The 26,338-nt window shown below is 67.6% G+C and carries 27 protein-coding genes and 3 pseudogenes; 10 read left to right on the plus strand and 20 right to left on the minus strand.

Going from position 1 to position 26,338, the window contains the following annotated elements; all coding sequences use genetic code 11:
• Positions 1-97: 97 nt before the first annotated feature.
• From G3N61_RS28505 to G3N61_RS28520, 4 genes and pseudogenes are all read right to left on the minus strand, one after another.
• A pseudogene (locus G3N61_RS28505) lies at positions 98-277 on the minus strand (hypothetical protein); the annotation flags it as partial.
• A 378-nt stretch (positions 278-655) separates the two neighbouring features.
• The gene (locus G3N61_RS28510) at positions 656-1,315 is read right to left on the minus strand and encodes an isoprenylcysteine carboxylmethyltransferase family protein (protein WP_205824120.1); all 660 of its coding nucleotides are present in this window, start codon (positions 1,313-1,315) and stop codon (positions 656-658) included.
• A 156-nt stretch (positions 1,316-1,471) separates the two neighbouring features.
• Entirely contained in the window at positions 1,472-1,636 is a 165-nt protein-coding gene (locus G3N61_RS28515; RefSeq protein ID WP_011353821.1) for a hypothetical protein, read from the minus strand.
• Positions 1,637-1,890: 254 nt separating this feature from the next.
• Complete coding sequence (locus G3N61_RS28520; RefSeq protein WP_043181059.1) at positions 1,891-2,310, minus strand: HIT domain-containing protein; 420 nt, start codon at positions 2,308-2,310, stop codon at positions 1,891-1,893.
• Positions 2,311-2,605: 295 nt separating this feature from the next.
• Here G3N61_RS28520 and G3N61_RS28525 point away from each other — a divergent pair, with 295 nt between their 5' ends.
• Together G3N61_RS28525 and G3N61_RS28530 are read left to right on the plus strand one after the other, a co-directional pair.
• Positions 2,606-3,784, plus strand: coding sequence for a hypothetical protein (locus G3N61_RS28525; RefSeq protein WP_205824121.1), 1,179 nt, complete (start codon positions 2,606-2,608; stop codon positions 3,782-3,784).
• A gap of 192 nt (positions 3,785-3,976) precedes the next feature.
• On the plus strand, positions 3,977-5,377 hold the full coding sequence (locus G3N61_RS28530) for a serine hydrolase (protein WP_089451680.1): 1,401 nt from the start codon (positions 3,977-3,979) through the stop codon (positions 5,375-5,377).
• 89 nt (positions 5,378-5,466) lie between these two features.
• On the opposite strand, the gene G3N61_RS28535 is transcribed toward G3N61_RS28530, so the two are convergent.
• The 6 genes from G3N61_RS28535 to G3N61_RS28560 form a co-directional block, all read right to left on the minus strand.
• On the minus strand, positions 5,467-6,090 hold the full coding sequence (locus G3N61_RS28535) for a glutathione S-transferase (RefSeq protein WP_043181064.1): 624 nt from the start codon (positions 6,088-6,090) through the stop codon (positions 5,467-5,469).
• A gap of 72 nt (positions 6,091-6,162) precedes the next feature.
• Entirely contained in the window at positions 6,163-7,662 is a 1,500-nt protein-coding gene (locus tag G3N61_RS28540) for a TIGR01777 family oxidoreductase (protein WP_205824122.1), read from the minus strand.
• Positions 7,659-8,525 (minus strand): DUF393 domain-containing protein, encoded by an 867-nt coding sequence (locus G3N61_RS28545; protein ID WP_205824123.1) that lies wholly within the window; start codon positions 8,523-8,525, stop codon positions 7,659-7,661. Before G3N61_RS28545 ends, G3N61_RS28540 begins: the two co-directional genes overlap by 4 nt.
• 97 nt (positions 8,526-8,622) lie before the next feature.
• On the minus strand, positions 8,623-9,093 hold the full coding sequence (locus G3N61_RS28550; protein WP_205824124.1) for a DUF2269 domain-containing protein: 471 nt from the start codon (positions 9,091-9,093) through the stop codon (positions 8,623-8,625).
• Positions 9,090-10,343 carry an SDR family oxidoreductase gene (locus tag G3N61_RS28555; protein WP_205824135.1) on the minus strand — a complete coding sequence of 418 codons (1,254 nt, stop codon included), beginning with the start codon at positions 10,341-10,343 and terminating at the stop codon, positions 9,090-9,092. Before G3N61_RS28555 ends, G3N61_RS28550 begins: the two co-directional genes overlap by 4 nt.
• Before the next feature lie 142 nt (positions 10,344-10,485).
• The gene (locus G3N61_RS28560) at positions 10,486-11,019 is read right to left on the minus strand and encodes a MarR family transcriptional regulator (RefSeq protein WP_011353812.1); all 534 of its coding nucleotides are present in this window, start codon (positions 11,017-11,019) and stop codon (positions 10,486-10,488) included.
• A gap of 160 nt (positions 11,020-11,179) precedes the next feature.
• On the opposite strand from G3N61_RS28560, the gene fabV reads away from it, so the two are divergent.
• Entirely contained in the window at positions 11,180-12,382 is a 1,203-nt protein-coding gene (gene fabV / locus G3N61_RS28565; protein WP_205824125.1) for an enoyl-ACP reductase FabV, read from the plus strand.
• A 64-nt stretch (positions 12,383-12,446) separates the two neighbouring features.
• Here fabV and G3N61_RS28570 read toward each other — a convergent pair whose 3' ends face one another.
• Positions 12,447-13,151: an SDR family oxidoreductase gene (locus tag G3N61_RS28570; protein WP_205824126.1), complete on the minus strand. Its 705-nt coding sequence runs from the start codon at positions 13,149-13,151 to the stop codon at positions 12,447-12,449.
• 345 nt (positions 13,152-13,496) lie between these two features.
• Between G3N61_RS28570 and G3N61_RS28575 the strand changes: the two genes are divergently transcribed.
• Complete coding sequence (locus G3N61_RS28575) at positions 13,497-14,081, plus strand: TetR family transcriptional regulator (RefSeq protein WP_205824127.1); 585 nt, start codon at positions 13,497-13,499, stop codon at positions 14,079-14,081.
• An 84-nt stretch (positions 14,082-14,165) separates the two neighbouring features.
• Here the strand turns inward: G3N61_RS28575 and G3N61_RS28580 are convergent, their stop codons facing one another.
• Positions 14,166-14,744, minus strand: coding sequence for a membrane protein (locus tag G3N61_RS28580; protein ID WP_043181085.1), 579 nt, complete (start codon positions 14,742-14,744; stop codon positions 14,166-14,168).
• Between the two features lie 284 nt (positions 14,745-15,028).
• Between G3N61_RS28580 and G3N61_RS28585 the strand changes: the two genes are divergently transcribed.
• Positions 15,029-15,946 (plus strand): DMT family transporter, encoded by a 918-nt coding sequence (locus G3N61_RS28585; protein ID WP_205824128.1) that lies wholly within the window; start codon positions 15,029-15,031, stop codon positions 15,944-15,946.
• A gap of 110 nt (positions 15,947-16,056) precedes the next feature.
• Here the strand turns inward: G3N61_RS28585 and G3N61_RS28590 are convergent, their stop codons facing one another.
• From G3N61_RS28590 to G3N61_RS28605, 4 genes are all read right to left on the minus strand, one after another.
• On the minus strand, positions 16,057-16,656 hold the full coding sequence (locus G3N61_RS28590) for a hypothetical protein (protein ID WP_089451672.1): 600 nt from the start codon (positions 16,654-16,656) through the stop codon (positions 16,057-16,059).
• 122 nt (positions 16,657-16,778) lie between these two features.
• Positions 16,779-18,992, minus strand: a complete 2,214-nt coding sequence (locus G3N61_RS28595) for a xanthine dehydrogenase family protein molybdopterin-binding subunit (protein WP_089451671.1) — start codon at positions 18,990-18,992, stop codon at positions 16,779-16,781.
• A gap of 2 nt (positions 18,993-18,994) precedes the next feature.
• The gene (locus G3N61_RS28600) at positions 18,995-19,456 is read right to left on the minus strand and encodes a (2Fe-2S)-binding protein (RefSeq protein ID WP_089451838.1); all 462 of its coding nucleotides are present in this window, start codon (positions 19,454-19,456) and stop codon (positions 18,995-18,997) included.
• A gap of 98 nt (positions 19,457-19,554) precedes the next feature.
• Complete coding sequence (locus tag G3N61_RS28605) at positions 19,555-20,523, minus strand: SDR family NAD(P)-dependent oxidoreductase (RefSeq protein ID WP_089451670.1); 969 nt, start codon at positions 20,521-20,523, stop codon at positions 19,555-19,557.
• A gap of 309 nt (positions 20,524-20,832) precedes the next feature.
• Here G3N61_RS28605 and G3N61_RS28610 point away from each other — a divergent pair, with 309 nt between their 5' ends.
• The gene (locus tag G3N61_RS28610) at positions 20,833-21,747 is read left to right on the plus strand and encodes an AraC family transcriptional regulator (RefSeq protein ID WP_089451669.1); all 915 of its coding nucleotides are present in this window, start codon (positions 20,833-20,835) and stop codon (positions 21,745-21,747) included.
• Between the two features lie 93 nt (positions 21,748-21,840).
• On the opposite strand, the pseudogene G3N61_RS28615 reads toward G3N61_RS28610, so the two are convergent.
• Together G3N61_RS28615 and G3N61_RS28620 are read right to left on the minus strand one after the other, a co-directional pair.
• Positions 21,841-22,151, minus strand: a pseudogene (locus tag G3N61_RS28615) (hypothetical protein); the annotation flags it as partial.
• 71 nt (positions 22,152-22,222) lie between these two features.
• A complete protein-coding gene (locus G3N61_RS28620; protein WP_089451667.1) occupies positions 22,223-22,753 on the minus strand; it encodes a GNAT family N-acetyltransferase in 531 nt (176 codons plus the stop codon).
• A 204-nt stretch (positions 22,754-22,957) separates the two neighbouring features.
• On the opposite strand from G3N61_RS28620, the gene G3N61_RS28625 reads away from it, so the two are divergent.
• From G3N61_RS28625 to G3N61_RS28640, 4 genes are all read left to right on the plus strand, one after another.
• Entirely contained in the window at positions 22,958-23,323 is a 366-nt protein-coding gene (locus G3N61_RS28625) for a metalloregulator ArsR/SmtB family transcription factor (RefSeq protein WP_205824130.1), read from the plus strand.
• Complete coding sequence (locus G3N61_RS28630; protein WP_205824131.1) at positions 23,295-23,780, plus strand: SRPBCC family protein; 486 nt, start codon at positions 23,295-23,297, stop codon at positions 23,778-23,780. The genes G3N61_RS28625 and G3N61_RS28630 overlap by 29 nt, the downstream gene beginning before the upstream one ends.
• A gap of 119 nt (positions 23,781-23,899) precedes the next feature.
• Entirely contained in the window at positions 23,900-24,370 is a 471-nt protein-coding gene (locus G3N61_RS28635; protein WP_205824132.1) for an SRPBCC family protein, read from the plus strand.
• A gap of 108 nt (positions 24,371-24,478) precedes the next feature.
• Positions 24,479-25,117 carry a 2-hydroxychromene-2-carboxylate isomerase gene (locus tag G3N61_RS28640; RefSeq protein ID WP_205824133.1) on the plus strand — a complete coding sequence of 213 codons (639 nt, stop codon included), beginning with the start codon at positions 24,479-24,481 and terminating at the stop codon, positions 25,115-25,117.
• Positions 25,118-25,163: 46 nt separating this feature from the next.
• On the opposite strand, the gene G3N61_RS28645 is transcribed toward G3N61_RS28640, so the two are convergent.
• Positions 25,164-26,147, minus strand: a complete 984-nt coding sequence (locus G3N61_RS28645) for a LysR family transcriptional regulator (RefSeq protein WP_205824134.1) — start codon at positions 26,145-26,147, stop codon at positions 25,164-25,166.
• A gap of 59 nt (positions 26,148-26,206) precedes the next feature.
• Positions 26,207-26,338: pseudogene (locus tag G3N61_RS28650) on the minus strand (3-phosphoshikimate 1-carboxyvinyltransferase); the annotation flags it as partial.

A 26,338-nucleotide genomic window follows, 5' to 3' on the forward strand; every position in this document is an offset into this window, starting at 1 on the left:
CTGCCGCCGCCCTGGCACTGGATAGTGCGGAACGCGGCCCGGCACGTGCGCACACGCCGCCGGACCGCCGTGCCACTGCGCGTCAGTGCATGTGCTGCCCGCCGTTGATCGCGATGTTGGAGCCCGTGCTGCCGCCGAGCGCACCGCCGACTGCTGCGCCGGCTACCCCGCCGAGCGCGCCGCCAAGCGCGTTGTTCATGTCACCTGCCATGGCCGGCAGTGCAGTCGCGCCGGTCAAAGCGGCGACGACGAGAGCGGGGGCGATTTTCTTCCACATTCCCGTATTCTTCCTTGTTCGCAATCTGGTTATTGAAGGTCCGCTCGGTACGACGATCTGAATCGATCGACGTCGGGTCAGGCATTGTGCCGAACCGTGGACCAATTCATTTCAATGAGCTTGCGGCGAAGAATAGCACCGGTCCCACGTCCTTGCCGTGGACATTCTGGTAACAAGTTGTTTACGAATAAGCGATCTCGAACGCGCGCCCCGGAATGCCCGCAAACCCGCGCCGGCATTGGCTCCACCGAGGGTTCGGCCCTGCCGAAAAACAGGCCGGCCATGCGCGGCGTCGCACGTTTGCGACACACGTGGCAACACATCGGGAACGAATCGCGGGCGGGCCCGGAAACGACGGCCGCGAAGAAATGAAGAGGGTCAGTACACGCCGGGCAGCAGACGCCAGGTTCGCGCGCAATACGTGTCGTATTCGGCGCCGAATTGCGCACGCAGCAGCGCCTCCTCGGAGCGGATGCGCGCGACGAGCGGCACCATCGTCAGCACGACCAGCAGCACGCCGACACCCGAACGGAATGCCAGCGCCCAGCCGAGCGAATTGACGAGCAGGCCGAGATAGCTGGGATTGCGGATGCGGCTGTAGATGCCGTCGGTCACGAGCGTATGACCCGGCTGGATCGCGACGAGCCCGCTGAAGCGCTTGCCGAGCACGAATACGGGCCAGATGCGCAGCACACCGCCCGCGATGTACAGCACGACGCCGATCCAGCGCACCGCATCGCCGCCGAAGGTCCAGAAGTCGAGCCGGTCGGTCAGCGCGGGCAGGTACGCGAGCAGCAACCCGCTCACCCCGAACGCCGCGAGCACCCAGCGGTTGTCGCGGTTCTCGCGCTCGCCGCTGCTCAGATTGCCTTCGGTGAACAGCGCGACGACGGCCATCGCGAGCGTCGCGACGACGACGACGGTCAGCGGCGGATGCGAGAAGAAGGCCGCGAACCCACCGAAACCGAGCACCGCGAGCCCGAGATAGACGAGCGTGGAGATGCCCGACACGGCGGCGACCTTGCGGGTGACTGTCATGGCTGCCTCACCGGAATGCGCTTTCCTGTGAAGTATAGGAAGCGCGCGCACGCCGTGCAGCGCGCCGCGGTCATGCGGTGCGCGAATCCGCGCGAGTCATCCGGCGCAACGCATTGGCGCTGACCGATGGGGCCAGCGCCCGCGCCCGGTGCCGGATCAGCGGATGCGGAAGTTGCCGCCGATCCCGACGCTGACGGGCGGCGCGTAATACGCCGGTGCATAGCCGTAGTAGGCCGGCGCAGGCGCGTAGCCGTACGGCGGCGCGACGTAGCAGCCGGACAGGCCGCCGATCAGGGCAAGCGTAATGAGAAGTCTGGTCATGGCTCGATTCCCGGCGCGAAAGACGAATGGCACCTCGCGAAAGCCGCGCCGCCGCGAGAGGCGGCAGCCGGCACGAAGAGGCGATCCGCCCTTCCTGTCGCTCGATGAAGCAATGCGCGGAGTCTAGCGCCGGGTGGGCCGGGCCGCGTTTCGCCGGCGGTTACACGTGTTACCTCGCGTGACCGCTGAAACAGGCGACGGCACGGCGGCCGGCCAAGGCGCCGTGCCGTGCCACGCCGCGTGCAATCGACGCGTTACACGAAGCGCGCGCGAATGCGCTGCGCGAGCGCTTCGAGCGTCGCCGCGTCGGCGATCTCGCGCGCGTGCATCCGCAGCTCGGCGCCTTCCCAGCGCGGAATCACGTGGAAATGCACATGCGGAACCGTCTGGCCGGCTGCCGCGCCGTTGAACTGGCCGATGAACACGCCATCCGGCTCGAGCGCCGCGCGCACCGCCGCCGCGACGCGCTGCGTCATGCGGATGCCGGCCGCGGCGGCGTCACCGGACAACTCGAAGATCTGCGCGGCCGGCTCCTTCGGGATCACGAGCACGTGGCCGTCGGCCTGCGGCATCAGATCCATGATCGCGAGGGTCGCGTCGTCTTCCGCGACCTTCACGCACGGCAGTTCGCCGCGCAGGATTTTGGCGAACGGGTTGTTGTTGTCGTAGGACATGGCGTTTTCCGATAACGGTTGGACTAGGAGAGTAGGAAAGCGATGCCGGACGATTATCGGCCGATGGCGGGTCGGATTTCAACTTGTCAGGCCACGTCGCCCTTGCGGCGAACAATGGCCAGCGGCTCGCATGCAACCGGCGTAACAGATTGGAATATCCGGCCGTCGCTATCCGTTTATTTCGAGCGCGGGTTCACGCGGCAACAGCACGATCGCGAACCCGCGCCGGCCACCCGTCGGCTGCGCAGGCCGGCAGCCGGGATGACTGATCGCGATCATCAACCGGAGTCATGCCATGGACCCTCTCCCCTCCTGTCGCTCCCCCGCCGCGCCCGTCTTTGCGGGTGATCCGCCAGCCTTCGCGCGCGTCCGACGCACGCTTGCGCACGCGCTACGCCGCGCGGTTTGCGGCGCCGGGCTGGTCGCGTTGTCGTCGGCTTTCGCGTGGGCCGGCGGCAGCGACGTCATCTTGCCGATTCCATCGTTCACGGCATCGACCGTGCCCGTCAACGGCGATCTCAACCCATACGGCATCGCGTTCGTGCCGCGCGGCGTGCCGGCCTGGAGCACGCTGAAACCGGGCGACGTCGTCGTGTCCAACTTCAACGCGGCGTCGAACGCGCAAGGCACCGGCACGACGATCGTGAAGCTGACACCCGGCAAGACGCCGGCGACGACGTTCTTCCAGGGCACCAATCTCGGGCTGACGACCGCGCTCGCGGTGCTGCGCAGCGGCTTCGTACTGGTCGGCAACGTCCCGACGCCGGACGGCAAGACCGTCATGCCACCGGGCTCGCTGCTCGTCATCGGCCCGCAAGGCAATCTCGTCACGCAACTCAGCAGCGCGGCGCTGCTCGACGGGCCGTGGGACATGACCGTGATCGATCGCGGCCAGCGCGTGACCGCGTTCGTGTCGAACGTGCTGAACGGGACGGTCTCACGCATCGAACTGGCAATCAGCGACAACGGCGTCACGATGCTGCCGGGCTCGCGCGTCATCGCGTCGGGCTACGTGAACCGAACCGATCCCAATGCGCTCGTCGTCGGCCCGACCGGCCTCGCGTACGACCCGAACATCGACGTGCTGTATGTCGCGTCCACCGGCGACAACGCGGTGTTCGCGATCCCGAACGCCGCGTCGACGAATCGCAACGGCGGCGTCGGACGGATGATCTACTTCGACGCGGCGCACCTGCATGGCCCGCTCGCGCTGGCGCTCGCACCGAACGGCCATCTCGTGACCGCGAACGGCGACGCGGTCAACGCCGACGCGCAGCAGTCGAGCGAGATCGTCGAATTCACGGTGGACGGACGTTTCGTCGCGCAAATGCAGGTCGATACCGCTACGGGGGCCGCGTTCGGCCTTGCGTTCGGGCATGGCAGCAAAGGCCAGCTGCAATTCGCGGCCGTCGACGACAACACGAATACCGCGACGGTCTGGACCCTGCGGTTCGACAACGACAACGCGCAGTGACGCGCCACCTGGACGGGCCGCGCGCGGCCCGTTCGACCTGGGCGATCGACACACACGATTCACACACGCCGGGCAACGTGCGCCCTGTCGACACCGCCCGGCGCCTCACGCGCCCGCGATTGCCACCGCCGGCCCGAACCTGCGACACTGCCGGTTCATGTTCTGCCTGCCGACAACCGAGGACGCTCGCGCATGACGATCCCCTTCAAGAAGCTGATCCTGCGCGGCGTCGCGCTCGCGGCCGTCGCCGCGATCGGCTACACGGGCACCATGCTGTCCCGGCTCGCGCCGATCGCGACCGGCTATGCGGCGAAGGCGCTGTGTTCCGGCGTGTACGTATCGGGCCGCCCGGCCGCGTCCGTGATCGACGTCGACATCATGGCCGGCGTGCATCCGCTGCTGAAACTGGTGCACCCGTCGATCGATCCCGATCATCATCGCGCGACAGCGACCTTCGCCGGCTTCGCCGAACGCGAAGCCGACTTCCGGCCCGGGCTCGGCTGCACGCTCGCGATCGGGCCGCCGTCCGGCGCGCTGCCGGCCGCACTGCCGCCCCTTCCCGATCCGCCGCCCGCGCAGCCGGCACCGGCCACGCTGCCGGCCGGCATCGACGCGCACAAGCTGCAGACCGCGCTCGACCGCGCATTCGACGAACCCGATCCGGCACGGCCGCGGCGCACGCGCGCGGTCGTCGTGATGTGGCGCGGCCAGGTGATCGCCGAACGCTATGCGCCCGGCTTCACCGCCGACACGCCGCTGCCCGGCTGGTCGATGACGAAGACCGTCACCGCCGCGCTGGTCGGCACGCTCGTCGCGCAGCACAAGCTGGCGCCCGATACGTCGGCGCTGCTGCCCGAATGGCGCGGCAGCGGCGATCCGCGCGCGGCCATCACGCTCGACGAGCTGCTGCGGATGACGAGCGGCCTGCAATTCAACGAGGACTACGACGACCCGCTGTCCGACGTCGCGTTGATGCTGTACGCGCAGCCCGATACCGCGCGGTTCGCGTCGGCGAAGCCGCTCGCCGCGACACCCGGCACGCGGTGGTCCTACTCGAGCGGCACGAGCGCGATCGTCGCGCGCGTGATGCGCGAAGCGCTGGGCGGCAGCGAGGACGACTACCTCGCGTTTCCACGCCGTGCGCTGTTCGCGCCGCTCGGGATGCGCAGCGCGGTGTTCGAGCCCGATGCATCCGGCACGCTCGTCAGCCCGTCGTACATGTATGCGAGCGCGCGCGACTGGGCGCGCTTCGGGCAACTGCTGCTGCAGGACGGGGTATGGGACGGGCAGCGGCTGCTGCCGGAAGGCTGGGTACACTACCTGACGCGCACGACGCCGCAGTCGGAGCGCCAGGAGTACGGCGCGCAGCTGTGGGTCAAGGTGCCGGAGCCATTCAACGATCGCGATCCGCATGCGGTCGCGATGCCGGCCGACGCGTTTCATGCGGTCGGCCATGAAGGCCAGTTCGTCAGCGTGGTGCCGAGCCGTCAACTGGTGGTCGTGCGGCTCGGGCTGTCGCGGCCCGAATCGGCGTGGAACCATGAAGCGTTTCTCGCGCGCGTGCTCGACGCGGTGCCGGCGCCCGGCGCGTAAAAACGGGCCCGCGGGCCCGTGCATGCCGGTCATGACGCAGACGCGGCGGCAATTGCCACGCCGCCGCACCGCGCGCTACCTGCGATGGATCACGGGTTCGCGCTGCCCGCGTACTTCTGGAAGCCTTCGCGCGTCGCGAGACGTTCGATATAGCGCGACACCGCCGGGAAATCCGGATGCTCGAACGGCGTGCCGAACCAGCGGTTCACCGACAGGCCGATCGGAATGTCCGCGAGCGTGAAGCCGTTGCCGGCGACGTACGCACCGGTCGCTTCGAGCTGCGCGTTCAGCACCTGCATGTGCTTCGTCCAGCCCGCGATCGACTGCGCGATGCCGGCCGGATCCTGGTGATCGGGCGATTTCCGCACGAGGCCGAGGAATGCGCCGACCCACGAGCGGTTCAGGTCGGCACCCTGCCAGTCGATCCACTGATCGACCCGCGCGCGCGCCTGCGGCTCGGCCGGATACAGCGCGTCGCCGCCATAGCGGTTCGCGAGGTAGCGGATGATCGTGTTCGATTCCCAGAGCACGAAATCGTCGTCCTTGATGACGGGCACGAGACCGTTCGGATTCAGCGCGAGATAGGCCGGATCGTTGGTCGTACGGAAGCCCGCGCCCCAGTCTTCCTGTTCGAACGGCACGTTCAGCTCGGTGCACAGCCACAGCACCTTGCGAACGTTGATGGACGGGATCTTGCCGAGGATGTGCAGCATGCAGTCTCCTTGTGAGGTCGGATGCGGAGCGCCCGGGACACACGACACGTCCCGAACGCATTCACGCCGAGTTTATACGCGACCGCGGGGCAAACGACAGGCCGTCCGCGGAAAATCCGCATGCGGACGATTCGTCAGGTCACGCAGCGCATGCTCGGCCGTCGGGAACCGGAACATGAATCCGTCCTGATGCAGCCGCGCCGGCATCACCCGCTGCCCGTCCAGCAGCAGCTCGGCCATCTCGCCCATCGCGGCGCGCAGCGGCGCGGCCGGCACGTGCAGCCAGGCCGGGCGGTGCAGCACCTTCGACACGACCTGCACGAACTCGCGCTGGGTCAATGGCGCGGGCGCGACCGCGTTGTAGACGCCGTGCATGCCAGGATTCGCCATCGCGCGCGCGACGATCCGCAGCACGTCGTCCCGGTGAATCCAGCTCATCACCTGCGTGCCGTCGCCGAATCGTCCGCCCATCCCGAAATAGTGCGGCAACAGCATCGAGCGCAACGCGCCGCCGGGGCCGAACACGACGCCCAGCCGCAGCACCACCGAGCGAATACCGTGGCGCTCGAGCGGCTGCGCGGACTGCTCCCACTGCCGGCACAGCTCGGACATGAAGCCGGTGCCGGCGCTGCTGCGCTCGTCGAGCCGCTCGTCGGCAGCACGCACGCCGTAGTAACCGATCGCCGACGCCTGGATCCACGTGCGCGGCTTGACCTCGGCGGTGTCGACCCAGCGCATCAGCGATTCCGTGACGCCGACCCGGCTGGCGAGCAGCACCGCCTGCCGGCGCTTGCTCCAGCGCGCGCCCAGCACCGGCGCCCCCGCGAGATTGATGACCGTGTCGAAACGCTCGTGCGGCTGCAACTGTTCGACGGAGGTCACGCTGCGCACGCGGCCGTGAAACTGATAAGCCGCGCGCAGCGGATCGCGCGCCAGCAACGTGACCGTATGCCCCGCATCGAGCAGCCCGTTCACGAGGGTTTCGCCGATGAAGCCGGTTCCGCCGGTCACGAGCACGTTCCCCGGCAGTTGCCCCGCGAACGGATTGGCAACCGGCGCGCGTCGTGCGATCCGGCAGGCCGCGATCCCGTCGCGGATCCCCGATACCGTCACACCGACAGCAAAAAGGCTCAGCACCCAGCCGCGCCAGCCGAGGTCGAGCGCCTGCAGCGCGGTCGGCTCCTGCGCCCACGCGGCCAGCTGCATCGCGATCATGCCGAACAGCGCGCCGCCGTTGACGGCCAGCAGCGTGTGCAGCACGCGCTCGGTCGCCGGCAGCTTGCGGCTCTGGTCCTCGACGACGAAGTCCCACAACGTCAGTACCACCTCAATCACCACCACTGCCGCGAGGGCCGCGACCCACGCGCCGTGAAAGGCAACGTTCGCGATCGACGCGAACACGAGACCGTAAAGCACGGAACGCACCGCGTGAATCGCCAGCTCGAGCCGCGCGCGCGGGCTGTGCGGCAGATCCTGCGTGAGTTCGTGGTGATAGAGCGTATCGAATGCGCCCATCGCGCCCTGCACGATCAGCAGGTTGAGCGCCCAGTCGTAAGCAGCCAAGGTGTTCATATCGTGTCCCTCCTCCACAGCCAGACGAGCGGCGGCACCATCGCGACAAGTGCCGCCGCGTCGATCGCCACGTGGCCCGATACATGGGCCTGCAATGAAAACAGCATGTCCTGCGGCGCCCAGATCAACAGGCCGGCCAGCAGCCATCCCCACACTTCGCGGCGACGCAGCCGGTTGCCAAGGTGGATGAGCCCGAGCATCCAGACCGACGCGCATTGCACCGTCGCGCCGATCAGCGACATCCACCAGATCTGCTGCGCACGCGCCGGGTCGGGCGCCGTTCCCGCCCAGAAATGCAGCTCGATGACGCGGTGATACGCGTCGAGCCACGGCGCGCCGGCTACCCACGGAACGGCAATGCCGACGAGCAGGTGCGCAATCGCTGCGCCGTACATCCAGGTCACGACGATGCGGCGCGCAGCGTCACCCGCCGGACGACTCGCCGTAGGTTCGTCGACTCGGCCACTACCGCATGTCGCCCCGTCGCACTGCGCTTCGGCGTGGTAGCCGAGCCAGCGCGATACCGCATGCCGGTTGCGCGCGAAGCGGCGATACAGCGGCGCCAGCACATGGCGGACGACCGGCACGCGAAGCAGCCCGACGAGCCAGCGGCGCCCGGTCAGCGCATGGGCGGCCAGGATGCTGTCCACGCCGGTCAGCATGCGTCCGTCGGGCAGGCGCGCGTGCAGCTCGCGGTTCAGTGCGGGCAGATCGACGCCCAGCGGCGCGGGATCGAAACCCGGCGCGGCGATATCGACGAAAGCCAGCCGCTGTCGCGTATCGCGGGCTCCGAGACGATTGATCTCCGCCACACATAACGGACATCGTCCATCGAAGTACAGCACCAGTTCACTTGAGTCCATGATTCGCATTCCTTCTTTTTTCTGCCGCATGCCTCATGAATCGATCGACTGCTTTCCGCCATGCCCTACCGCCGCCCCCGCGCGGTGGACGGCGCGCTTACATCGGCTTGAGCACCATCAGGAAGTAGACGGTCAGCATCGCGAAGAACGCCGGATAGCCGAGCAGCTCCCAGCGCTTCGCATAGCGCCAGTACCGTTCCGGCAGCGCGGCAGCGCCGTTCACGTGCGCGAGCTTCGCCATCGAGGCCAGTTCGAGCTGCAGCCACACGACCGGCAGCCAGCACGCGCCGGCGATCGCATACAGCACGATCGACGCGAGGAGCCACGGCGTATCCCACGGCCAGCCGGCCGTGTGCGCGAGCCAGAGCCCCGAGGCCGGCTGGAAAATCACGGCCGGCGTCGTGAACCACCAGTCCGCGCGCACCACGAGGTGCGACACGGCCGCGATCGCGGGTACCGAGCGCGTACGGTTCGCGAAGAACAGGTAGAACGCGGTGCCGAACCCCGTGCCGACCAGCAGCACCGAGGACAGGATGTGAAGCGCCTTGATGACGAGATAGGTATTCATGCTTGTTCTTCTTCTGAAAAAAGGATCAACAGGATCGCGAGAATCGGCACGTTCTTGAGCACCGGGCCGAACGGTTCGGCGAGCAGGCCCGGCATCGTGACCGCGATGACCGCCGAATACGCGACGATCAACGCGGCTTGCGCGACCCACAGGCGGCGCGACGGCGCCACGATGGTCGCGATGCCGAACCCGAAGTCCAGCGCGCTGGCCGCATAGAGCGCGATCAGCGCAGGCAGCCCGGTCAGGTGCGCCGGCGCGAGCAGCGCGAGGCTCGCGTGCAGCGGATGGATGAACGCGCTGGCGATGGCGGTCCAGATCCACACGATCGCAAGCGCGCCGCGCAGCAGTGGACGACGCCACATCGCGAGCGCGTCGCGACGCAGCGCGGCGGCTGGCGCGCCGATGAAGCCGGCGATCCCGCGCGGCGCCCGGCCGAGCAGGGCTGTGGTCGCTGCCGGATCGCCGGTGTTCCCGCCGCGCAGCATCGTCCACGTGTCGCGCGTGAACATCGCGCCCGGCAGCCTGCCGAACAACGTGGCCGTCGCACCGGCCAGCGGGCCCGGCAACGTCACGCGGGCAGCCGGCGGAAACCCCAGCGCGGCACGGTAGCGGGCCAGCATCTCGCGATATTCGACTTCGTCGCTGCCGACTACGTCGATCACCGGGTTGCCCGCCGCCGGCGCATCGACGCATCGCGCGACGACTTCGGCGAGATCGTCGACGTGCACGGGGCGCAGCCGCTGATGGCCGCCCGCCGGCAGCACGTGCACGGGCAGGCTCGCGAGCATCCGGAAAAACCGCGCCGACGCACCGTCCGTGCCGTAGACCAGCGCGGGCCGCACGATCCGGAAGTCGATCGGCAGCGTCTGCAGGAAGCGGTCGGCTGCGACCTTGCTGGCGAAGTAGCGCGTATCGCCACGCTCGACGCCAAGCGCCGAGATCTGGATCACGCGCCGCACGCCGGCGCGGCAGCACGCGGTGAAGAGTGCGCACGGCGCGGCGCGATGCACGGCGTCGAGCGTCGCGCCGCGTCGATCGGCGAGGATGCCGACCGCATTGATCACCACGTCGACGCCCGCCAGCCGCGCGAGCCACACGTCGGGATCGATGTCCTTCGCGAAATCGATCGCGACGTCGCACGGGCCGGCCGCATGATGCACGCCGCGCAGCACGCGATGGCCGCCAGCTTCGAGCTGCGCGCACAGTGCCCGCCCGATGAAGCCGTTCGCGCCGCACACGAGAACGGTCATGCTGCGCGTACCGGTGCGGCCATGCAGGCTGGTCGACGGCAAGACAGTGTTCATTTTCATCCTCTATTTACAGTTATTTCTGTACAAACAGAAATAACAACCCCGAAAAAAGCGGGCTGTCTGCCCGCATTGCGCGCCCCGCTTACTTCGACGGCTTGCGCCTGACCGTCTGGCTGATCTTCGCGCCGATGCCGAGCGCCTTCATCAGCGTATCGGGCTTGAGCCGCAACATCTCGTCCGACCAGGTCGTCAGCGTCTCGACGAACTGCAGCGTGTCGCGGATGCGCTGCTCGGTCTCGCGGCTCTCGTTCGCGATCTCGGGATTCGTCAGGCAGTCGCGCAGCACCGTGAGCGTCGGCTCGATCTCGCGCTGGCGCCGCCCTTCGACGATCAGCTTGAACAGTTCCCAGATGTCGGTCGACGTCTCGAAGTGGTCGCGGCGGTCGCCCAGCACATGCACGACCTTCGCCAGCCGCCACGCCTGCAGCTCCTTCAGGCTCGTGCTGACGTTGGAGCGCGCCACGTTGAGCGTCTCGGCGATCTCGTCGGCCGCGATCGGCCGGCCGGCCAGATAGAGCAGCGCGTGGATCTGCGAGACGGTGCGGTTGACGCCCCACCGCGAGCCCATTTCGCCCCAGTGGAGAATGAATCGTTCGGCAATCGGTGTGAGTTCCATGTCGTGCAATTTAGGCATTTCAGTTATTTCTGTCAAGAGAGAAATAACCGGACGATCCGCCAGGTTCCGGCGGCGTCCGCCCGCGATCTGCCGCATCCTTTACAATGCGCGGGATTTTCCCGAATTCAGGCCGTTTCTGCCTTTCAGACAAGAGGTTCCCATGATCATCAAACCGCGCGTGCGTGGCTTCATCTGCGTGACGACTCATCCGGTCGGCTGCGAAGCCAACGTCAAGGAACAGATCGACTACGTGACTTCGCACGGCCCGATCGCCAACGGCCCGAAAAAGGTGCTCGTGATCGGCGCGTCGACCGGCTACGGCCTCGCCGCCCGGATCTCGGCCACCTTCGGCTCGGACGCGGACACGCTCGGCGTGTTCTTCGAGCGCGCCGGCACCGACACGAAGCCGGGCACGGCCGGCTGGTACAACAGCGCCGCGTTCGAGAAATTCGCCGCCGAAAAGGGGCGCTATGCGCGCAGCATCAACGGCGACGCATTCTCCGACAAGGTCAAGCAGATCACGATCGACACCATCAAGCAGGATCTCGGCAAGGTCGATCTCGTCGTCTACAGCCTCGCGGCACCGCGCCGCACGCACCCGAAGACGGGCGAAACCATCAGCTCGACGCTCAAGCCGATCGGCAAGACGGTCACGTTCCGCGGCCTCGACACCGACAAGGAAGTGATCCGCGAGGTCACGCTGGAACCGGCGACGCAGGAAGAGATCGACGGCACCGTCGCCGTGATGGGCGGCGAGGACTGGCAGATGTGGATCGACGCGCTCGATGAAGCCGGCGTGCTGGCCGACGGCGCGAAGACCACCGCGTTCACGTATCTCGGCGAGCAGATCACGCACGACATCTACTGGAACGGCTCGATCGGCGAAGCGAAGAAGGATCTCGACAAGAAGGTGCTGTCGATTCGCGACACGCTGGCCGCGCACGGCGGCGACGCGCGCGTGTCGGTGCTGAAGGCCGTCGTCACGCAGGCAAGCTCGGCGATCCCGATGATGCCGCTGTACCTGTCGCTGCTGTTCAAGACGATGAAGGAAGCCGGCACGCACGAAGGCTGCATCGAGCAGGTGTACGGCCTGTTCAAGGACAGCCTGTATGGTGCGAAGCCGCACGTCGACGAAGAAGGCCGCCTGCGCGCGGACTACAAGGAGCTCGATCCGCAGGTGCAGGCGAAGGTCAGCGCGCAGTGGAACCACGTGACGAACGACAACCTGTACGAACTGACCGACTTCACCGGCTACAAGACCGAGTTCCTGCGGCTGTTCGGCTTCGAGATCGCCGGCGTCGACTACGACGCGGACGTGAGCCCGGACGTGAAGATCCCGGGCATCATCGACACCACCGCCTGACGGTACGGCCCGCCGCCCACGCTGCGCGTGCAGCGGAGGCGGCGGGTGCGAGATTCCGGCGGCGTCAACGCGGCGCCGGTTCTTCCAGATAGACGCCCGACGACAGCGTGGCCTTCACCTGCCGCGTGAACTCGTCGGTCGACACTTCTTCCTCCCCCGCTTCGATCGCTTCGTAGGCCTGGCGCACGACGTCGGCCGGCGTCGCCTTCGGCACGTCGAGACCGGCCGTCAGGTCGGTATCGATAAAGCCGGCATGCAGCCCGACGACCTGCGTGCGCTGCTCGCGCAGCGAATGGCGCAGGCCGTTGGTCAGCGCCCATGCGGCCGATTTCGACACGCCGTAGCCCGCCAGGATCGGCCGGTTCACCCAGCTCGCGACAGACAGGATGTTCAGGATCGCGCCGCCGCCATTCCCGGCGAGGAGGCCCGCGAACGCGCGCGACATCGCCAGCATTCCGAACACGTTGGTTTCGAAGTGATCGCGCAACGCGTCCTCCGCGCCGTCGTCCGTCAGGCTGCCGAGCCGCGCGATGCCCGCGTTGTTGATCAGCAGCGTGACGTCGCGTGCGGCATCGGCCGCCGCGGCAACGGCCGCCGGATCGGTCACGTCGAGCTTCACCGGCACGACGCCCGGCAACGTCACGGTGGCCGGATCGCGCGCCGCCGCGTACACCTTGCGCGCCCCTCTCGCGAGCGCCTGCTTCGCAAACTCGAGCCCGAGCCCGCGGTTGGCGCCCGTGACGAAAACAACTGCACCTTCGATCTTCATGTTCGTTCCTTTCGCGTGATGAATCGCATGCGCGCCGGCTCGCCGCGCGCGTGAGATCCGGTGGAATACCAGGCTGCCATTGCTTGTCGAACCGTCGCGCCGCCAGGCGGCAGACGGTGAACGTTCCGCTGCCCTTCCTGCCCCTGCCGCGCCAAAGACGCCGACCGATTGCCATCCGATGTTCCGGCCTTGGCTTTGCACCCTCCGCCAAGTCGGCTACACTCGATGTCAATGTCGATCACCCTTGTCTTTGCGATGCATTGTGTTCGCGCAATTCGGGCATGTCAATGGTGATCGCCATTGTGTTTTCCAATCGACGCGATCGGCAAAATTAGGGGTGGATCGATGGGTGTATCAAGACAGCAGGCTGCCGAGAACCGGAGCGCGATCGTCGCGGCCGCCGAGCGGCTGTTCCGCGTGCGCGGCGTCGACGCGGTGGGGCTCACGGAGCTGATGAAGGAAGCCGGCTTCACGCAGGGCGGCTTCTACAACCACTTCAAGTCGAAAGACGCGCTGGTCGCCGAGGTAATGGAAAAGGCGATGCAGGACCGCGCGGATTCGCCGAACGCCGGCAGTCTCGATGCGCAGGTAGCGCTGTACCTGTCGGCCGCGCATCGCGACAACGTCGAAGCCGGATGCCCATTGTCCGGTTTCGCGGGCGATGCACCGCGACTGACCGATGCGGCGCGGGCGTGCTATGCGCACGGCCTCGCCACCTATCTCGACCGGCTGGAACGGATGGTGGCCACGGAAGGCGCGACGCCGGCGCAGACGCGCCGCGACGCGATCGCGGTCTTCAGCGAGATGGTCGGCGCGCTCGTGCTGTCGCGCGCGATAGCGGGCACCGATCCCGCGCTGGCGGACGAAATCCTCGCAGCAGGGCGGGACACGCTCGTCGACGGGCGGGACGATCCGGGCGCATCGGCTTAGTCGCGCCGGAACGTCATGGCGCGTCGGCCCGCGCGGCGTGTCGGCCTGCCGACGTGCGCGGCGGTATTGCCGCGTCCTGCCGCGCTATTCGACGCCCCGTGCGGCATCCCACAACGGCTGCGCACCGCGCGCCGCATTCCAGGCGGCAAAACGCGTGCGCCACGATTCGAACGGCTCCGCCAGCGGGTGGCGCGGATCGTCGCTGAGCGAATACGCCATCCCTTCGATCAGCCAGCGCGGCTTGGTCGCGACGGCCAGGTTGCCGAGCATTTCCGCCTGCCGGTGATGGATCAGCTCGTGCGCGAGAAAGTAGGTCTGCCAGCCGCGCGGCGCGACGACCACACCGAAATTCCCGAGCGTCAGCGCCGCGCGCTGGCCGACGCCGAATGCATCGGCGCACGCGCGCGTCGAACAGAACACGACGCGCGGCGCCGCCTGGAACGGGCCGACGGCCGCCGCCGCGCGCGCATAGCCGTCGCGATAGAGCTGCCGCGCGTCGCCGAGCTTCGCGGCATCGTCCGTGCAGAGATCGGCGCTCGGGCACGACACGCCGGGAACCAGCGCGGGCGCGACGACGCGCAGCGGCTTGACGAGCGCATACGCGGCAATCGGCAGCGCGACGAGCAGGCCCGTGAGGGCGAAAGCGACATGGGAGCGTTTCATCGAGGCGGCGGTTCCGGGGCAATCCGTTGATGTTTTCCTGCGTGAATATATCGGACTGGCGACGTCACCGGCCCGGTTTCATTCACGGCCGAAACCCAACGGACGGCCTGGGCTCGCCACGACCGGCGAGACGTTCCGGCGCTTGCCATCACGATCCATCCCTCTGCCCACACAAAGACTTTTTGCGACCTAATGGCGTCTGAATAATATATTGGACGCATTACCGGGCGCACCGCATCCTTGCCCTCTACCGGCTCGCAACGGCCGCACGACCAGGACAGGACATGAACGGAAACGAACGGCTCGCCGGCATCGGCTACGGATTGCTCGCGGCGCTCATCTGGGGCGGGTTCCCGGTCGTCACGCGCCTCGGCGTCACGCACTCGGCCCTCGATGCGTACGACATCGCGTTCATCCGCTTCGTCGTCTCCGGCACGCTGTTGCTGCCCGTCCTGCTGCGCCGCGGCCTCGGCACGCTGCGCCCGGCGTCGGTCGCGCTGATGGTCGCCGGCGCCGGCGCGCCCTACATCCTGACCGTCGCAGCGGCGTTGAGCCGTGCGCCGGTCGGCTACTTCGCACTGACGCCGGGCAGCATGATCGCGTTCACGGCCATCCTCGGCAGGCAGATCGCGCACGAGCGGCTGAGCACCGCGCAGGTCGCCGGCATCGTCACGATCCTGGCCGGCATTGCGCTGGCCGCGTCCGATGCGCTGCGCGGTGCGATCGGGTTGCCGGCGCTCACGCTGTTCGTGCTCGGCGGCCTGCTGTGGGCCGTCTATAACGTCACGACGAAACGCGCCGGCGCCAGTGCACTGCACGCGACGGCCGTCGTGGCGGTCGGCTCCGCGGCGCTCTACTGTCCGCTCTATCTGGCCGTGCGCGGCGGCGCCGTGCTGCATGCGCCGGTCGCGGCCATCGCCACGCAGGCGATCTATCAGGGCGTGCTGATGTCGGTGCTGGCGCTCTACTGCTTCAGCCGGGCAGTCGTCGCACTCGGCCCGGCGATCGGCGCGACCTTCGCCGCAATGATGCCGCTGCTTGCCACGCTCGAGGCCATGCTGCTGCTCGGCGAACGGCCGCATGCGCCGGCGCTCGCGGGCATCGCGATCGTCACGGCCGGGATGGGCTTGAGTCTCGTCAGCCGGTGGCGAATGGGCGATGCGCCGGCCATCCGGCGGCCGAACTCCGCTGCAAACGGCTGAGCCAAACCCTGCATATCAGGCAACGTGCCCCGGGCTCGCGCGTTCGAGCAGCGCGAGCAACGGCGACGCGAGCGTCATGCCCGCGAACCGCGCGGCATCTACGAGCGATTTCAGGGCTTGAGATGGCGGGTTCGAATATCGAAGGAATGCGCTCGGCGAGTGATCCGGTATACCGACGCGGGTGGCAGGTTCCAGAACACCCAGCCGATGCGACTGGCACGCAAACCCAGCCGCTCGAGCACGAGTCTCGGGACGGGGCAGTGCGGCCCATAAGTAAATTGATAAAAAGCGCCGCGCGGATGCAGATGCGCGAATGCGCCGAATAGAATTCGCAGCACGGACTTCACGGGCATCGACAATAACGGCAGCCCGCTCACCACCGCGCCCGCTGCCACGCCGCCAAAGAGTTCGATCCGCCCTAAACGTCCTGCGTCGACATTGAGCACTGTCGCGCGTGGGAACCGGCCTGCGAGCTGGTCTGCGAATTCGCTGCCTGATTCGATCAGAGCGAGACGATTTTCCGGAATGCCCCGCTCGATCAGACGATGCGTGAATACGCCGGTGCCGGGTCCCAGTTCGATCACCGGTGCGTGATGAACGGCAACTTCGCGCGTAATGAGTTCGGCAAGCGCGGAACCGGATGGCGCGATTGCGGACACACGCCTCGGATTGGCAATGAAGCCCTTCCAGAACGCCAACGTATTCGTCATTGCTTTACAGATCTCCATGAATCCCCCATTCACCGTGCGCGATGCATCGAACGCAGCGCCAACCGCCGCGCGATCCTGACCTGCGGGACTCGGGCGCGAGGCCATCGTGCCCGCCCCCCCCGTCACGCCGCGTGGCCGGCTTCCACCGAGCTGAACGGCAGCACGTAGTGCCGCTTGCCCGTCGCCGCGAAGATTGCGTTCGCCACCACCGGCCCGATCGGCGCAACGCTCAGCTCACCGACCCCGGTCGGGGCTTCGGCCGACGGCACGATATGTACTTCGACCTTCGGCATCTCCGCGATGCGCAGCACCTGGTAGCCGTCGAAGTTGCGCTGCTCGACCTGGCCGTCCTTCAGCGTGATCGCGCTGTGCATCACCGCGCCGAGCCCGAAGCCGATGCCGCCTTCCATCTGCGCGGCGACGATGTCCGGATTGATCGCGATCCCGCAATCGACCGCGCACACCACGCGCTCGACCTTCACCTTGCCGTCCGCATCGACCGACACCTCGGCCACCTGCGCGACATAGCTCTTGAACGCCTCGGCGACCGCGATCCCGCGCCCGCGGCCCTTCGGCAGCGGCTTGGCCGGATCCCAGCCGGCCTTCTGCGCGGCCAGGTCCAGCACCGCGCGCATGCGCGGCTCCTTCTCGAGCAGGTCGCGGCGGAACGCGTACGGATCCTTGCCAGCGGTGTGCGCGGCTTCGTCGATGAACGCCTCGACCGCGTAAGCCGTGTGCGAGCTGCCGACCACGCGCCACCACAGCACGGGCAGGCCAACCTTGGTGGTGGTGAGCTCGACCGACACGTTCGGCACGGCGTACGGCAGGTTGGCCGCGCCCTCGACCGACGTCGCGTCGATGCCGTTCTTGACCATCACCTTCTCGAACGGAGTGCCGGAGAAGATCGACTGGCCGACGATCCGGTGGCGCCAGCCGACCAGCTTGCCGTCCGCGGTCAGCCCCGCGTCGAGCTTGTGGAAGTACATCGGCCGGTAGAAGCCGCCCCGGATGTCGTCCTCGCGGGTCCACTGCAGCTTGACGGGCTTGCCGTCCGCGCCGAGCGCCTTCGCGATCGACACGGCCTCGACCACGTAGTCCGACCACGCGTTCGCGCGCCGGCCGAAGCTGCCGCCCGCGTACAGCGTGTGGATCTGAACCTGCTCGGGCTTCAGGCCCGCGACCCGCGCGGCATTAGCCTGGTCGATCGTCTGGGACTGGTCGCCGGCCCAGATCTCGCAGCCGTTGGCCGTCAGCTTGACGACCGCGTCGAGCGGCTCCATCGGCGCGTGCGCGAGATACGGGAATTCGTACGTCGCGCCGATCTTGCGCGCGGCGCCCGCGATCGCCGCGTCGGCATCGCCGTCCTTGCGTGCCGATGTGCCCGGCTTGTCGGCGAGCTGCCGGTATTCGCGCATGATCTCGTCCGAGCTGCGCTTTTCGGCGTTCGCCTCGTCCCAGTCGATCTTCAGCGCATCGCGACCGCGTTTCGCGGCCCAGAAGCCGGTTCCGACGACCGCGACGCCGCCCGGCACCTGCACGACCGACACGACGCCCGGCACGGCCTTGGCCGCTGTCGCGTCGAACGATTTCACCTTCGCGCCGAAGCGCGGCGGGCGCTGCAGCAGCGCGACGCGCATGCCGGGGAAGGTGGTGTCGAGCGTGAAGTGCGCGGTGCCGTTCGATTTCGCCGACGCATCCACGCGCGGAATCTTGTGGCCGATCAGTTTGAAATCGGCCGGCTGTTTCAGCGTGACCTTGTCCGGTACCGGCAGTCGCGCCGCCTCCTGCACCAACGAACCATAGCTCGCGTGCCTGCCACTTTCCGCGTGCGTGACAACGCCGTTCCGAGTCGTCAGTGTCGACTCCCGCACCTTCCAGCGGCGGGCGGCAACCGACACAAGCATCGCGCGCGCCTTGCCTCCGGCTTCGCGCAGTTGCTGCCACGAGTTCGCCATCGCCGAACTGCCACCTGTGGTCTGCATCGTGCCGAACGCGAGGTTCGCGTAGCGTTTCGCGTCGGCGGGCGCACTTTCGACGCGCACGCTCGACCAGTCGGCATCGAGCTCCTCGGCGACGATCGTCGCGATGCCCGTATACGCGCCCTGCCCCATCTCGACGTGCTTCGCGATGACCGTGACGGCGCCGTCGGGCGTGATGCGCAGGAACGCGTTCGGCGCGAAGTCGGCGGCGGGGGCCGTCGCCGCCAGCGCGCGGCGGCCGAGGCCGGCCCATTCGAAGCCGATGGTCAGGCTGACGGCGGCCGCGGCGCCCGCGGCCTTCAGGAACGTGCGGCGCGACGGGCGCGCCGAACCGGTGTTGTCGGGTTCGATCGCCATGGTCACGCTCCCAGCGTTGCGGCCGCGTCGTGGATCGCCGCCCGGATGCGGACGTAGGTCGCACAGCGGCACAGGTTGCCGTTCATCGCGGCGTCGATGTCCGCGTCGGTCGGCTTCGGGTTCTGTTCGAGCAGCGCGGTGGCCGACATGATCTGGCCCGACTGGCAGTAGCCGCATTGCGGCACCTGCAGCTTGACCCAGGCCGCCTGCACGGCCCGCGCGGGCTTGCTCCGCAGGCCTTCGATCGTCGTGATGTGCTTGCCCGCGATGCCGGCGAGCGGCAGCACGCACGAGCGCACGGCCTGGCCTTCGAGATGCACCGTGCACGCGCCGCACTGCGCCATGCCGCAGCCGAACTTCGTGCCAGTCAGGCCCGCGTGTTCGCGAATCGCCCAGAGGACGGGCATCGACGGATCGGCGTCGAGCGTGACGTTCTTGCCGTTCAGGACAAACGAGGTAGGCATGTTGATTGTCTCCGCAGGGGAAAACCGGCGTACCGCCGGGAAAGACGCCATCGCGCGCGACGGCCGTGCGTTGCCGAAGCCGAGTGCGCGCACATCAATCAGGACTTTCCCGCGAACGCGTTGATGCCCGTGAGTTCCGCCGAGAGCGCCCAGAGACGCCTGGCTTGCTGCGGATCGATCGCATGCGGCTTCACACCGACAGGGGCCGGTTGATCGCCATCATGCAACCGCGCGATATCACAATCTTCGCAATACAAGCCGCCCAAGCCATCCAGCGACGGAGACGTGGCCGCCCATACTTGAGTTGCCGCACCTTGATTCGGTGTCTTGAGCATTTCCGGGTGCGCCGGTTCTCCCGCTTCGTTCATCCAGTCGAGTGCGATCATCTCCTCTCTCGGGAGGTAACGCTGGAGCGGTGTCGGTATCATGCCGGGATGCAGCGCAAACGCCCGCACGCCTGCTCCGCGACCAAGCCGGTCCAAATGGACCGCAAACAATGCATTTGCCGTTTTTGATTGGCCGTATGCCAGCCACTTGTCGTAGCCGTGCTCAAACTGTACGTCGTCCCAACGTATCCCGGAAACTTGATGGCCGGACGAAGATAAAACGACGACTCGGGCGCCACCTTGCAGCGCCGGCCACAGCAGGTTCACCAATGCGTAGTGCCCCAGGTGATTGATGGCAAATTGCGCTTCCCATCCTTTCCCGACACGCGTTTCCGGGCAAGCCATGACCCCGGCATTGGCGATCAGGAGATGCAGGAGCGTACCTGTCGCCAGCAGGCTCTTCGAGAACTGCCGCACACTCGCAAGATCGGCAAGGTCCAGTGGACGAATGTCGACGTTCTCAAGATCGCCGACCTGCTTCCTGGCGGTCGCCGGATCACGCGCCGCGACGATGACCCGAGCCCCCGCGCCCACCAGTGCACGCGTCGTTTCAAGCCCCAGGCCCGAATGCCCTCCCGTCACCAGCGCCACGGTTTCGGCCAGATCGATGCCTTCCAGCACCTCCGCTGCCGTCGTGGTGGCGCCGAAACCGGAGTGAATGGGAATCTGTCTGTTGGTCATTGCGTGTCCTCGCCTCACAAAATCGAACGGATAAGCTTGCTGACGGGTATTGTGCGAGCGTCGACACGGACAGTGAATATCACTACGTCCGGGATCCTGTCGCGATCGTCCGAAACCAGCCGTTCGATACGGACGACCTCCGTACAACCCGCGCGTGTCGCGTGAGTCATGCCACTCTCCCTCAAGTCGGATCGAATCGCACCGTCACGCGATCGGCCGCTGTAACCCGGTTTGAATTTCTCCGGAGTAAGCTCCTGACCGGAAACGCAGCAAATTCCAACTTTCTATCGAGATCGTCCGAATTCAGACATGGATCCACTATCGGAAGTCCTTTCCCTGTTGAGTACCCAAAGTTCCTTTTTTGGTGGGTTGAAAGCTGGCGGCGACTGGGTAGTCCGCTTCCCCGCCCCCGATGGCATCAAGTTCAATGCTGTGGTCCACGGTGCGTGCTGGCTGGCCATGAAAGGCGCCGAGCATCCGATACGGCTGGAGGCCGGCGATTGCTTCCTGGTGTCCCGTAGCGGCCCGGTCCTGATAGGCAGCGACCTTTCGTCACCGGCCGTCGACGCCGAAGACCTGTATCGCGATGCCGTCAACGACATCGCACACTACGGCAATGCAGAGGACTGCTTTTTGATTGGCAGCCGCTTTACCTTCGGTGGCGAAGCCGATCTCCTGTTGGATAGCCTGCCGGCGATCATCGTCGTCAAAAGTGATTCGGATCAAGCCGCCGTGTTGCGATGGGCGTTGCAACGGCTCGCTCACGAACTCGCCAGCCCCTCCCCGGGCAGTGCCTTGGTGACGCAGCATCTTGGTCATCTTATGCTGGTGCAGGTCTTGCGCATCTACCTCGCGGGAGAAGGAAGCGGTACGCCGAGCTGGCTTGCGGCCTTGGCCGAGCCATGTATTAGCACCGCCATTCAGGCGATTCATACCGATCCCACGAAACGATGGACGGTGCAGGCCCTGGCACAGGTGGCCGGCGTTTCACGATCCACGCTCGCGCTGCGGTTCAAACAAGTGGCCGGCCTGCCGCCGCTGGAGTATGTATTGCGTTGGCGCATTCATCTCGCAACCCGATCGTTGAGAAAAGACCACCTTACGATTTCTTCGATCGCGCAGGCGCTGGGCTACGAATCCGACAGTGCCTTCAGCAGCGCCTTCAAGCGAATCATGAAATGCTCACCCCGGGACTATCGGAACCGGCTTGCGACTGGCACGTAGACAGGCACTGACAGCGCACCGTCGGGAGACGAAAAAAGAGCGGCTTGCGTGCGCGGCATGAACCAACGTTCCGAAACTTAGGGTCTGGGTAGTCCCGGGCGTCAGCGCGGCGCACGCGCCAAGGTCGAACGCATCGGCGCACGCGAGGGCGAGCAGAACTCCAGGCACGGCGGCGTCTGGACCGGACCGACGGCCGCCGCCGCGTGCGCGTAGGGGGCGCGGTAGCGCTGCCGCGCGTCGGCGAGCTTCGGGGGATCGTCGATGCAGATGTCGGCGCTCGGGCAAGACACACCGGGAACCGGCGCGGGCGCGGCAACGCGCAGCGGCTGGACGAGCGCATCCGCGGCAATCGGCAGCGCGACGAGTCGACCGGCAACGGCCAGCGTAACGTGGCCGCGTTTCATCGGTCGGGTTCGTGTTCTGATCGATCAGGCAGGGAAGCCGGGCCATGTACGGCCGGCGGGCCCCCGCCCCGCTACGCCAGCTGCTTGTGGAAATACGTGGTCGCGCAGAGCGTGCCGTCGGGCATCAACGCAAAGTTCGGCACGACACCGACGCGCTGCCAGCCGGCCCGCTCGTACAGCCGCTCGGCATCGCCGCCCGTCACCGTGTCGAGCACGAGCACGGTCTTGCCGGCGTCGCGCGCGGCCGCGTCGGCCGCCGCCATCAGCCGCGCGGCGATGCCCTGCCGGCGCGCATGCCGCGACACGAGCATCTTCGAGATATCCGCGCGATGCGGCTGGTTCTCGGGCTGCGCGGTCACGACCTGCACGGTGCCGAGGATCCGGCCGGCCGCATCCTCGGCAACGAGCAGGATGCGCTCGCCGTTCGCGACGCCGTCGGCGACGCGGGTCCAGAACGCGACGGCGGTCGGCCTGGCGATCGGCAACATGAAGCTGACGGACGCACCGCCCTCGACGCAATCGATCAGCACGTCGGCCAGCGCATCGACGCAGGTCATCGCTTCGCCCGCGTCGACGCGGCGGACGGTAACGGATTCGGTCATGCCATCTCCGGTAGTCAGATAGGCCGCACGCGCAGGTTCGGCGTGCGCCCGGATCGGAAGGAACCCCGGCCGGCCGTCGCGGCTCGCGCAACGGCGGCAGGCGCGCGGCGACGCCGCGCCCGGTCGGCGCGTGTTACCGCCCCAACATCCTACGCGACGAAAATTTCCGTTGCATCGCCGTTCAGCTCCCCTATACTTAGCCACATGGCTAACCTTCAACCCGACATCAGCGACGTCTTCCACGCCCTCGCCGATCCGACGCGCTGCGCGATCGTCAGTGCGCTCGGCCACGGCGAACGGACCGTCTCCGCGCTGGCCGCGCCGTTCGACATGGCACTGCCGTCGTTCATGAAGCACGTCGCGGTGCTCGAGCGCAGCGGCCTCGTGCAGACCCGGAAAGCCGGCCGCTCGCGCACCTGCACGCTGGTCGGCAGCCGGCTGAGCGAGGCCGAAGCATGGCTCGCCGAGCAGCGCGCGTTGTGGGAAGCCCGATCCGATCGTCTCGTCGAATTCATCGAACGCCGTTACCAGGAGGAGCAAGATGTCAGCAAGCCCCGTCGAACCCGTTGAAACCCTCGATCTCGTCATCACGCGCACGCTGCGCGCGCCGCGCCACGCGCTGTGGCGTGCGTGGACCGACCCCGAACTGCTGAAGGAATGGTGGTGCCCGAAACCGTGGACCACCGAAGTGCGCGCGTTCGACCTGCGGCCGGGCGGTGCCTTCCACACGTTCATGCGCGGCCCCGACGGCGGCACGAGCGACAATCCCGGCTGCTTCCTCGAGATCGTGCCCGAATCGCGCATCGCGTTCACGTCGATGCTCGCGGGCGGCTGGCGGCCGCAGGCGCCGTGGATGGGCTTCACGGCGATCATCACGATGGCCGACGACGATGCGGGCAGCCGCTACGAAGCACGCGTGATGCATCCGGACGCCGCGACGCGCGAGCGTCATGAAGCGCTCGGCTTCTTCGAGGGCTGGAACACCTGCATCACCCAGCTCGACGCCTTCGCGGCCGAGCTGCGCTGAGCGCGGCCGCGTGTGCGGTCATTGCATGCCGCCTCCCGCGCGCCTAGGATTCCTGAAGGAAGCATGACGACACGCCGGCCTCCGGCGTGCACCGTCGCGCGTGCTCCGCGGGAGGCAACATGTTGCACACGCATTCGACCCGGGTCAGCCGGCACCTGAACGCCCCGCGCGGGCGCGTCTACCGTGCGTTGCTCGATCCGCACGCGGTCGAGCAATGGAAGGTGCCCGACGGCATGACGTGCCGCGTGCATGCGTACGACGCGCGCGAAGGCGGCGCGCTGCGCGTGTCGCTGAGCTACGACGCGCCGTCGGCCGGCACCGGCAAGACCGCCGCGCACACCGATACCTATCACGGCCGCTTCGTCACGCTCGTGCCGGACGAGCAGATCGTCGAGATCGACGTGTTCGAGACCGACGATCCGATGCTGCGCGGCGCGATGACGATCACGATCACGCTGTCCGACGAAGCGGGCGGCACGCGCGTCGACGCCGTGCACGACGGGGTGCCACCCGGTGTGCCGGCCGCCGACAACGAGACCGGCTGGCAAATGGCGCTGGCGAGACTCGCGGCGCTGGTGGAGGCCGCGTAGCGGCCGTTCGTGCCGGCGGCGGGATGCGATGCGGCAGCGCAAAGCGCCGCCGCGTGCGACACTGGCCCGCACCCGATCCATCCGGACCCGCACGAGGAGACGCTCGCGATGAACGCCGCACGCACCGCCACCTGGTATTTCGATTTCGTTTCGCCGTTCGCCTATCTGCAGCAGGAACGGTTCGACCAGCTCCCGCCAGCCGCCGCGTTCGAACCGCGGCCCATCGTGCTCGGCGCACTGCTTGCACACTGGGGCCAGAAAGCACCGGCCGAGATCGCGGCGAAACGCGTCTTCACCTATCGCCACGCGCAATATCGCGCGGACAAGCTCGGCATTCCGTTCCGGATGCCGCCCGCGCATCCGTTCAATCCGATCAAGCCGCTGCGCCTCGCGATCGCGATGGGCAACTCGCCCGACGCGATCCGGCGGATCTTCCGGCATATCTGGCGCGACGGCCAGGACGTGTCGACACCGGAAGGCTTCGCCGCGCTGTGCGAAGCCGTCGGCTTTCCGGAAGGCGTGACGGCCGTCGACGCCCAGCCGGTGAAGGACGCGCTGCGCGCGAACACCGATGATGCGATCGCGCACGGCGTATTCGGCGTGCCGACCTTCGAACTCGACGGCGACCTGTTCTGGGGCGAGGACGCGACCGACATGTTCGCCGACTGCGCGACGTCGCGCGCGTGGCTCGATTCGCCCGAGGTGCGCCGCATCAGCGCGCTGCCCGAAGGGATCCGGCGCGGCTGACGGCGTCGCAGCCGCGCGGCGCTCGCGGCGCATTCCGCATCCCGCGTCAGGCGTCGCGCCCTTCGACGAGCCCCGGCACGGCCTCCCGCATCATCGCGGCAAACCGCACGAGCCGCGACGGATAGAACTGCGCATGCGGGTAGGTCAGGTAGACGGGCAGCGGCGCGGCCTGCCACGCGGGCGCGAGATGGACGAGTTCACCACGCGCGAGGTGGTCGGCCAGCATCCATGACGAGCCGACGCACGCGCCCACGCCCAGCAACGCCGCGCTGCGCAGCGCGTACAGGTTCGCGGTCGTGAAGCGCGGGCGGATCGCGATGCGCTGCGTTTCGCCCGTGACCGAATGCGTGAGCGCCAGCTCGGTGCGGTAGTACGTGCGCAGCGACAGCCACGGCAACGCGGCCAGCGCGTCGGGGTCGGCCGGCACATCGGCACCGTTCAGCACGGACGGCGCGGCGACCACGAAGCGCGGCACCTTCGAGAGCCGGATCGCGACGACGGCCGGATCGGTCGGCTCGCCCACCTGGATCGCGCAATCGATGCCGCTGCCGACGAAATCCCGCACTTCGTCCTGCAGCAACCACTCGACCGACACGCGCGGATAGTCGCGCAGGAACCGCGCGATCGGCGCAACGAAACGCTCCTGGCCGAACGCGTGCGGCACCGCGACCCGCAACAGCCCGTCGGGCTCCTCCTGTGCACCGCGCAGATCGGCCTCGAACGCCGCCCAGTTCGCCAGCAACTCCTTCGCGCGCTTGAAGCAGCGCTCGCCGTCGACGGTCAGCCGCATCGTGTGCGTCGTGCGCTGCAGCAGCCGCATGCCGAGCGAGCGTTCGAGCGCCTGCAGCCGCCGGCTGATCGTCGGCTGCGTCGTATTCAGTTGCGCGGCAGCGGCCGACAGACTGCCGGCCTCGACTATGCGCACGAAGGTTTCCATCAGCTCGAAACGATAGCCAGCGCCGTCCACCGGCACCGCCTGAACGCGCGGAGACCCGCCAGCAGCATGGGAGAAGGGAGATTTTTCGGTCATGCGTGAAGCGTATAACAAATCTGCGCAAGGCGGCACTACCGTGGCCGGCCGCGTGCCGCCACACTCGCGCCCATCTGCATCAGCGCATTCGCGAAGCCGACATCGCCCTGGATGCTCGCACGCCCCACGCCTTCGACGCGCAGCGGGCCGCCGCCAAGCGCGCCGGCCGCGAGGAAGTACGACGCGGACGA

The organism is Burkholderia sp. Ac-20349, from assembly GCF_017104865.1.
Taxonomy (GTDB): domain Bacteria; phylum Pseudomonadota; class Gammaproteobacteria; order Burkholderiales; family Burkholderiaceae; genus Burkholderia; species Burkholderia aenigmatica.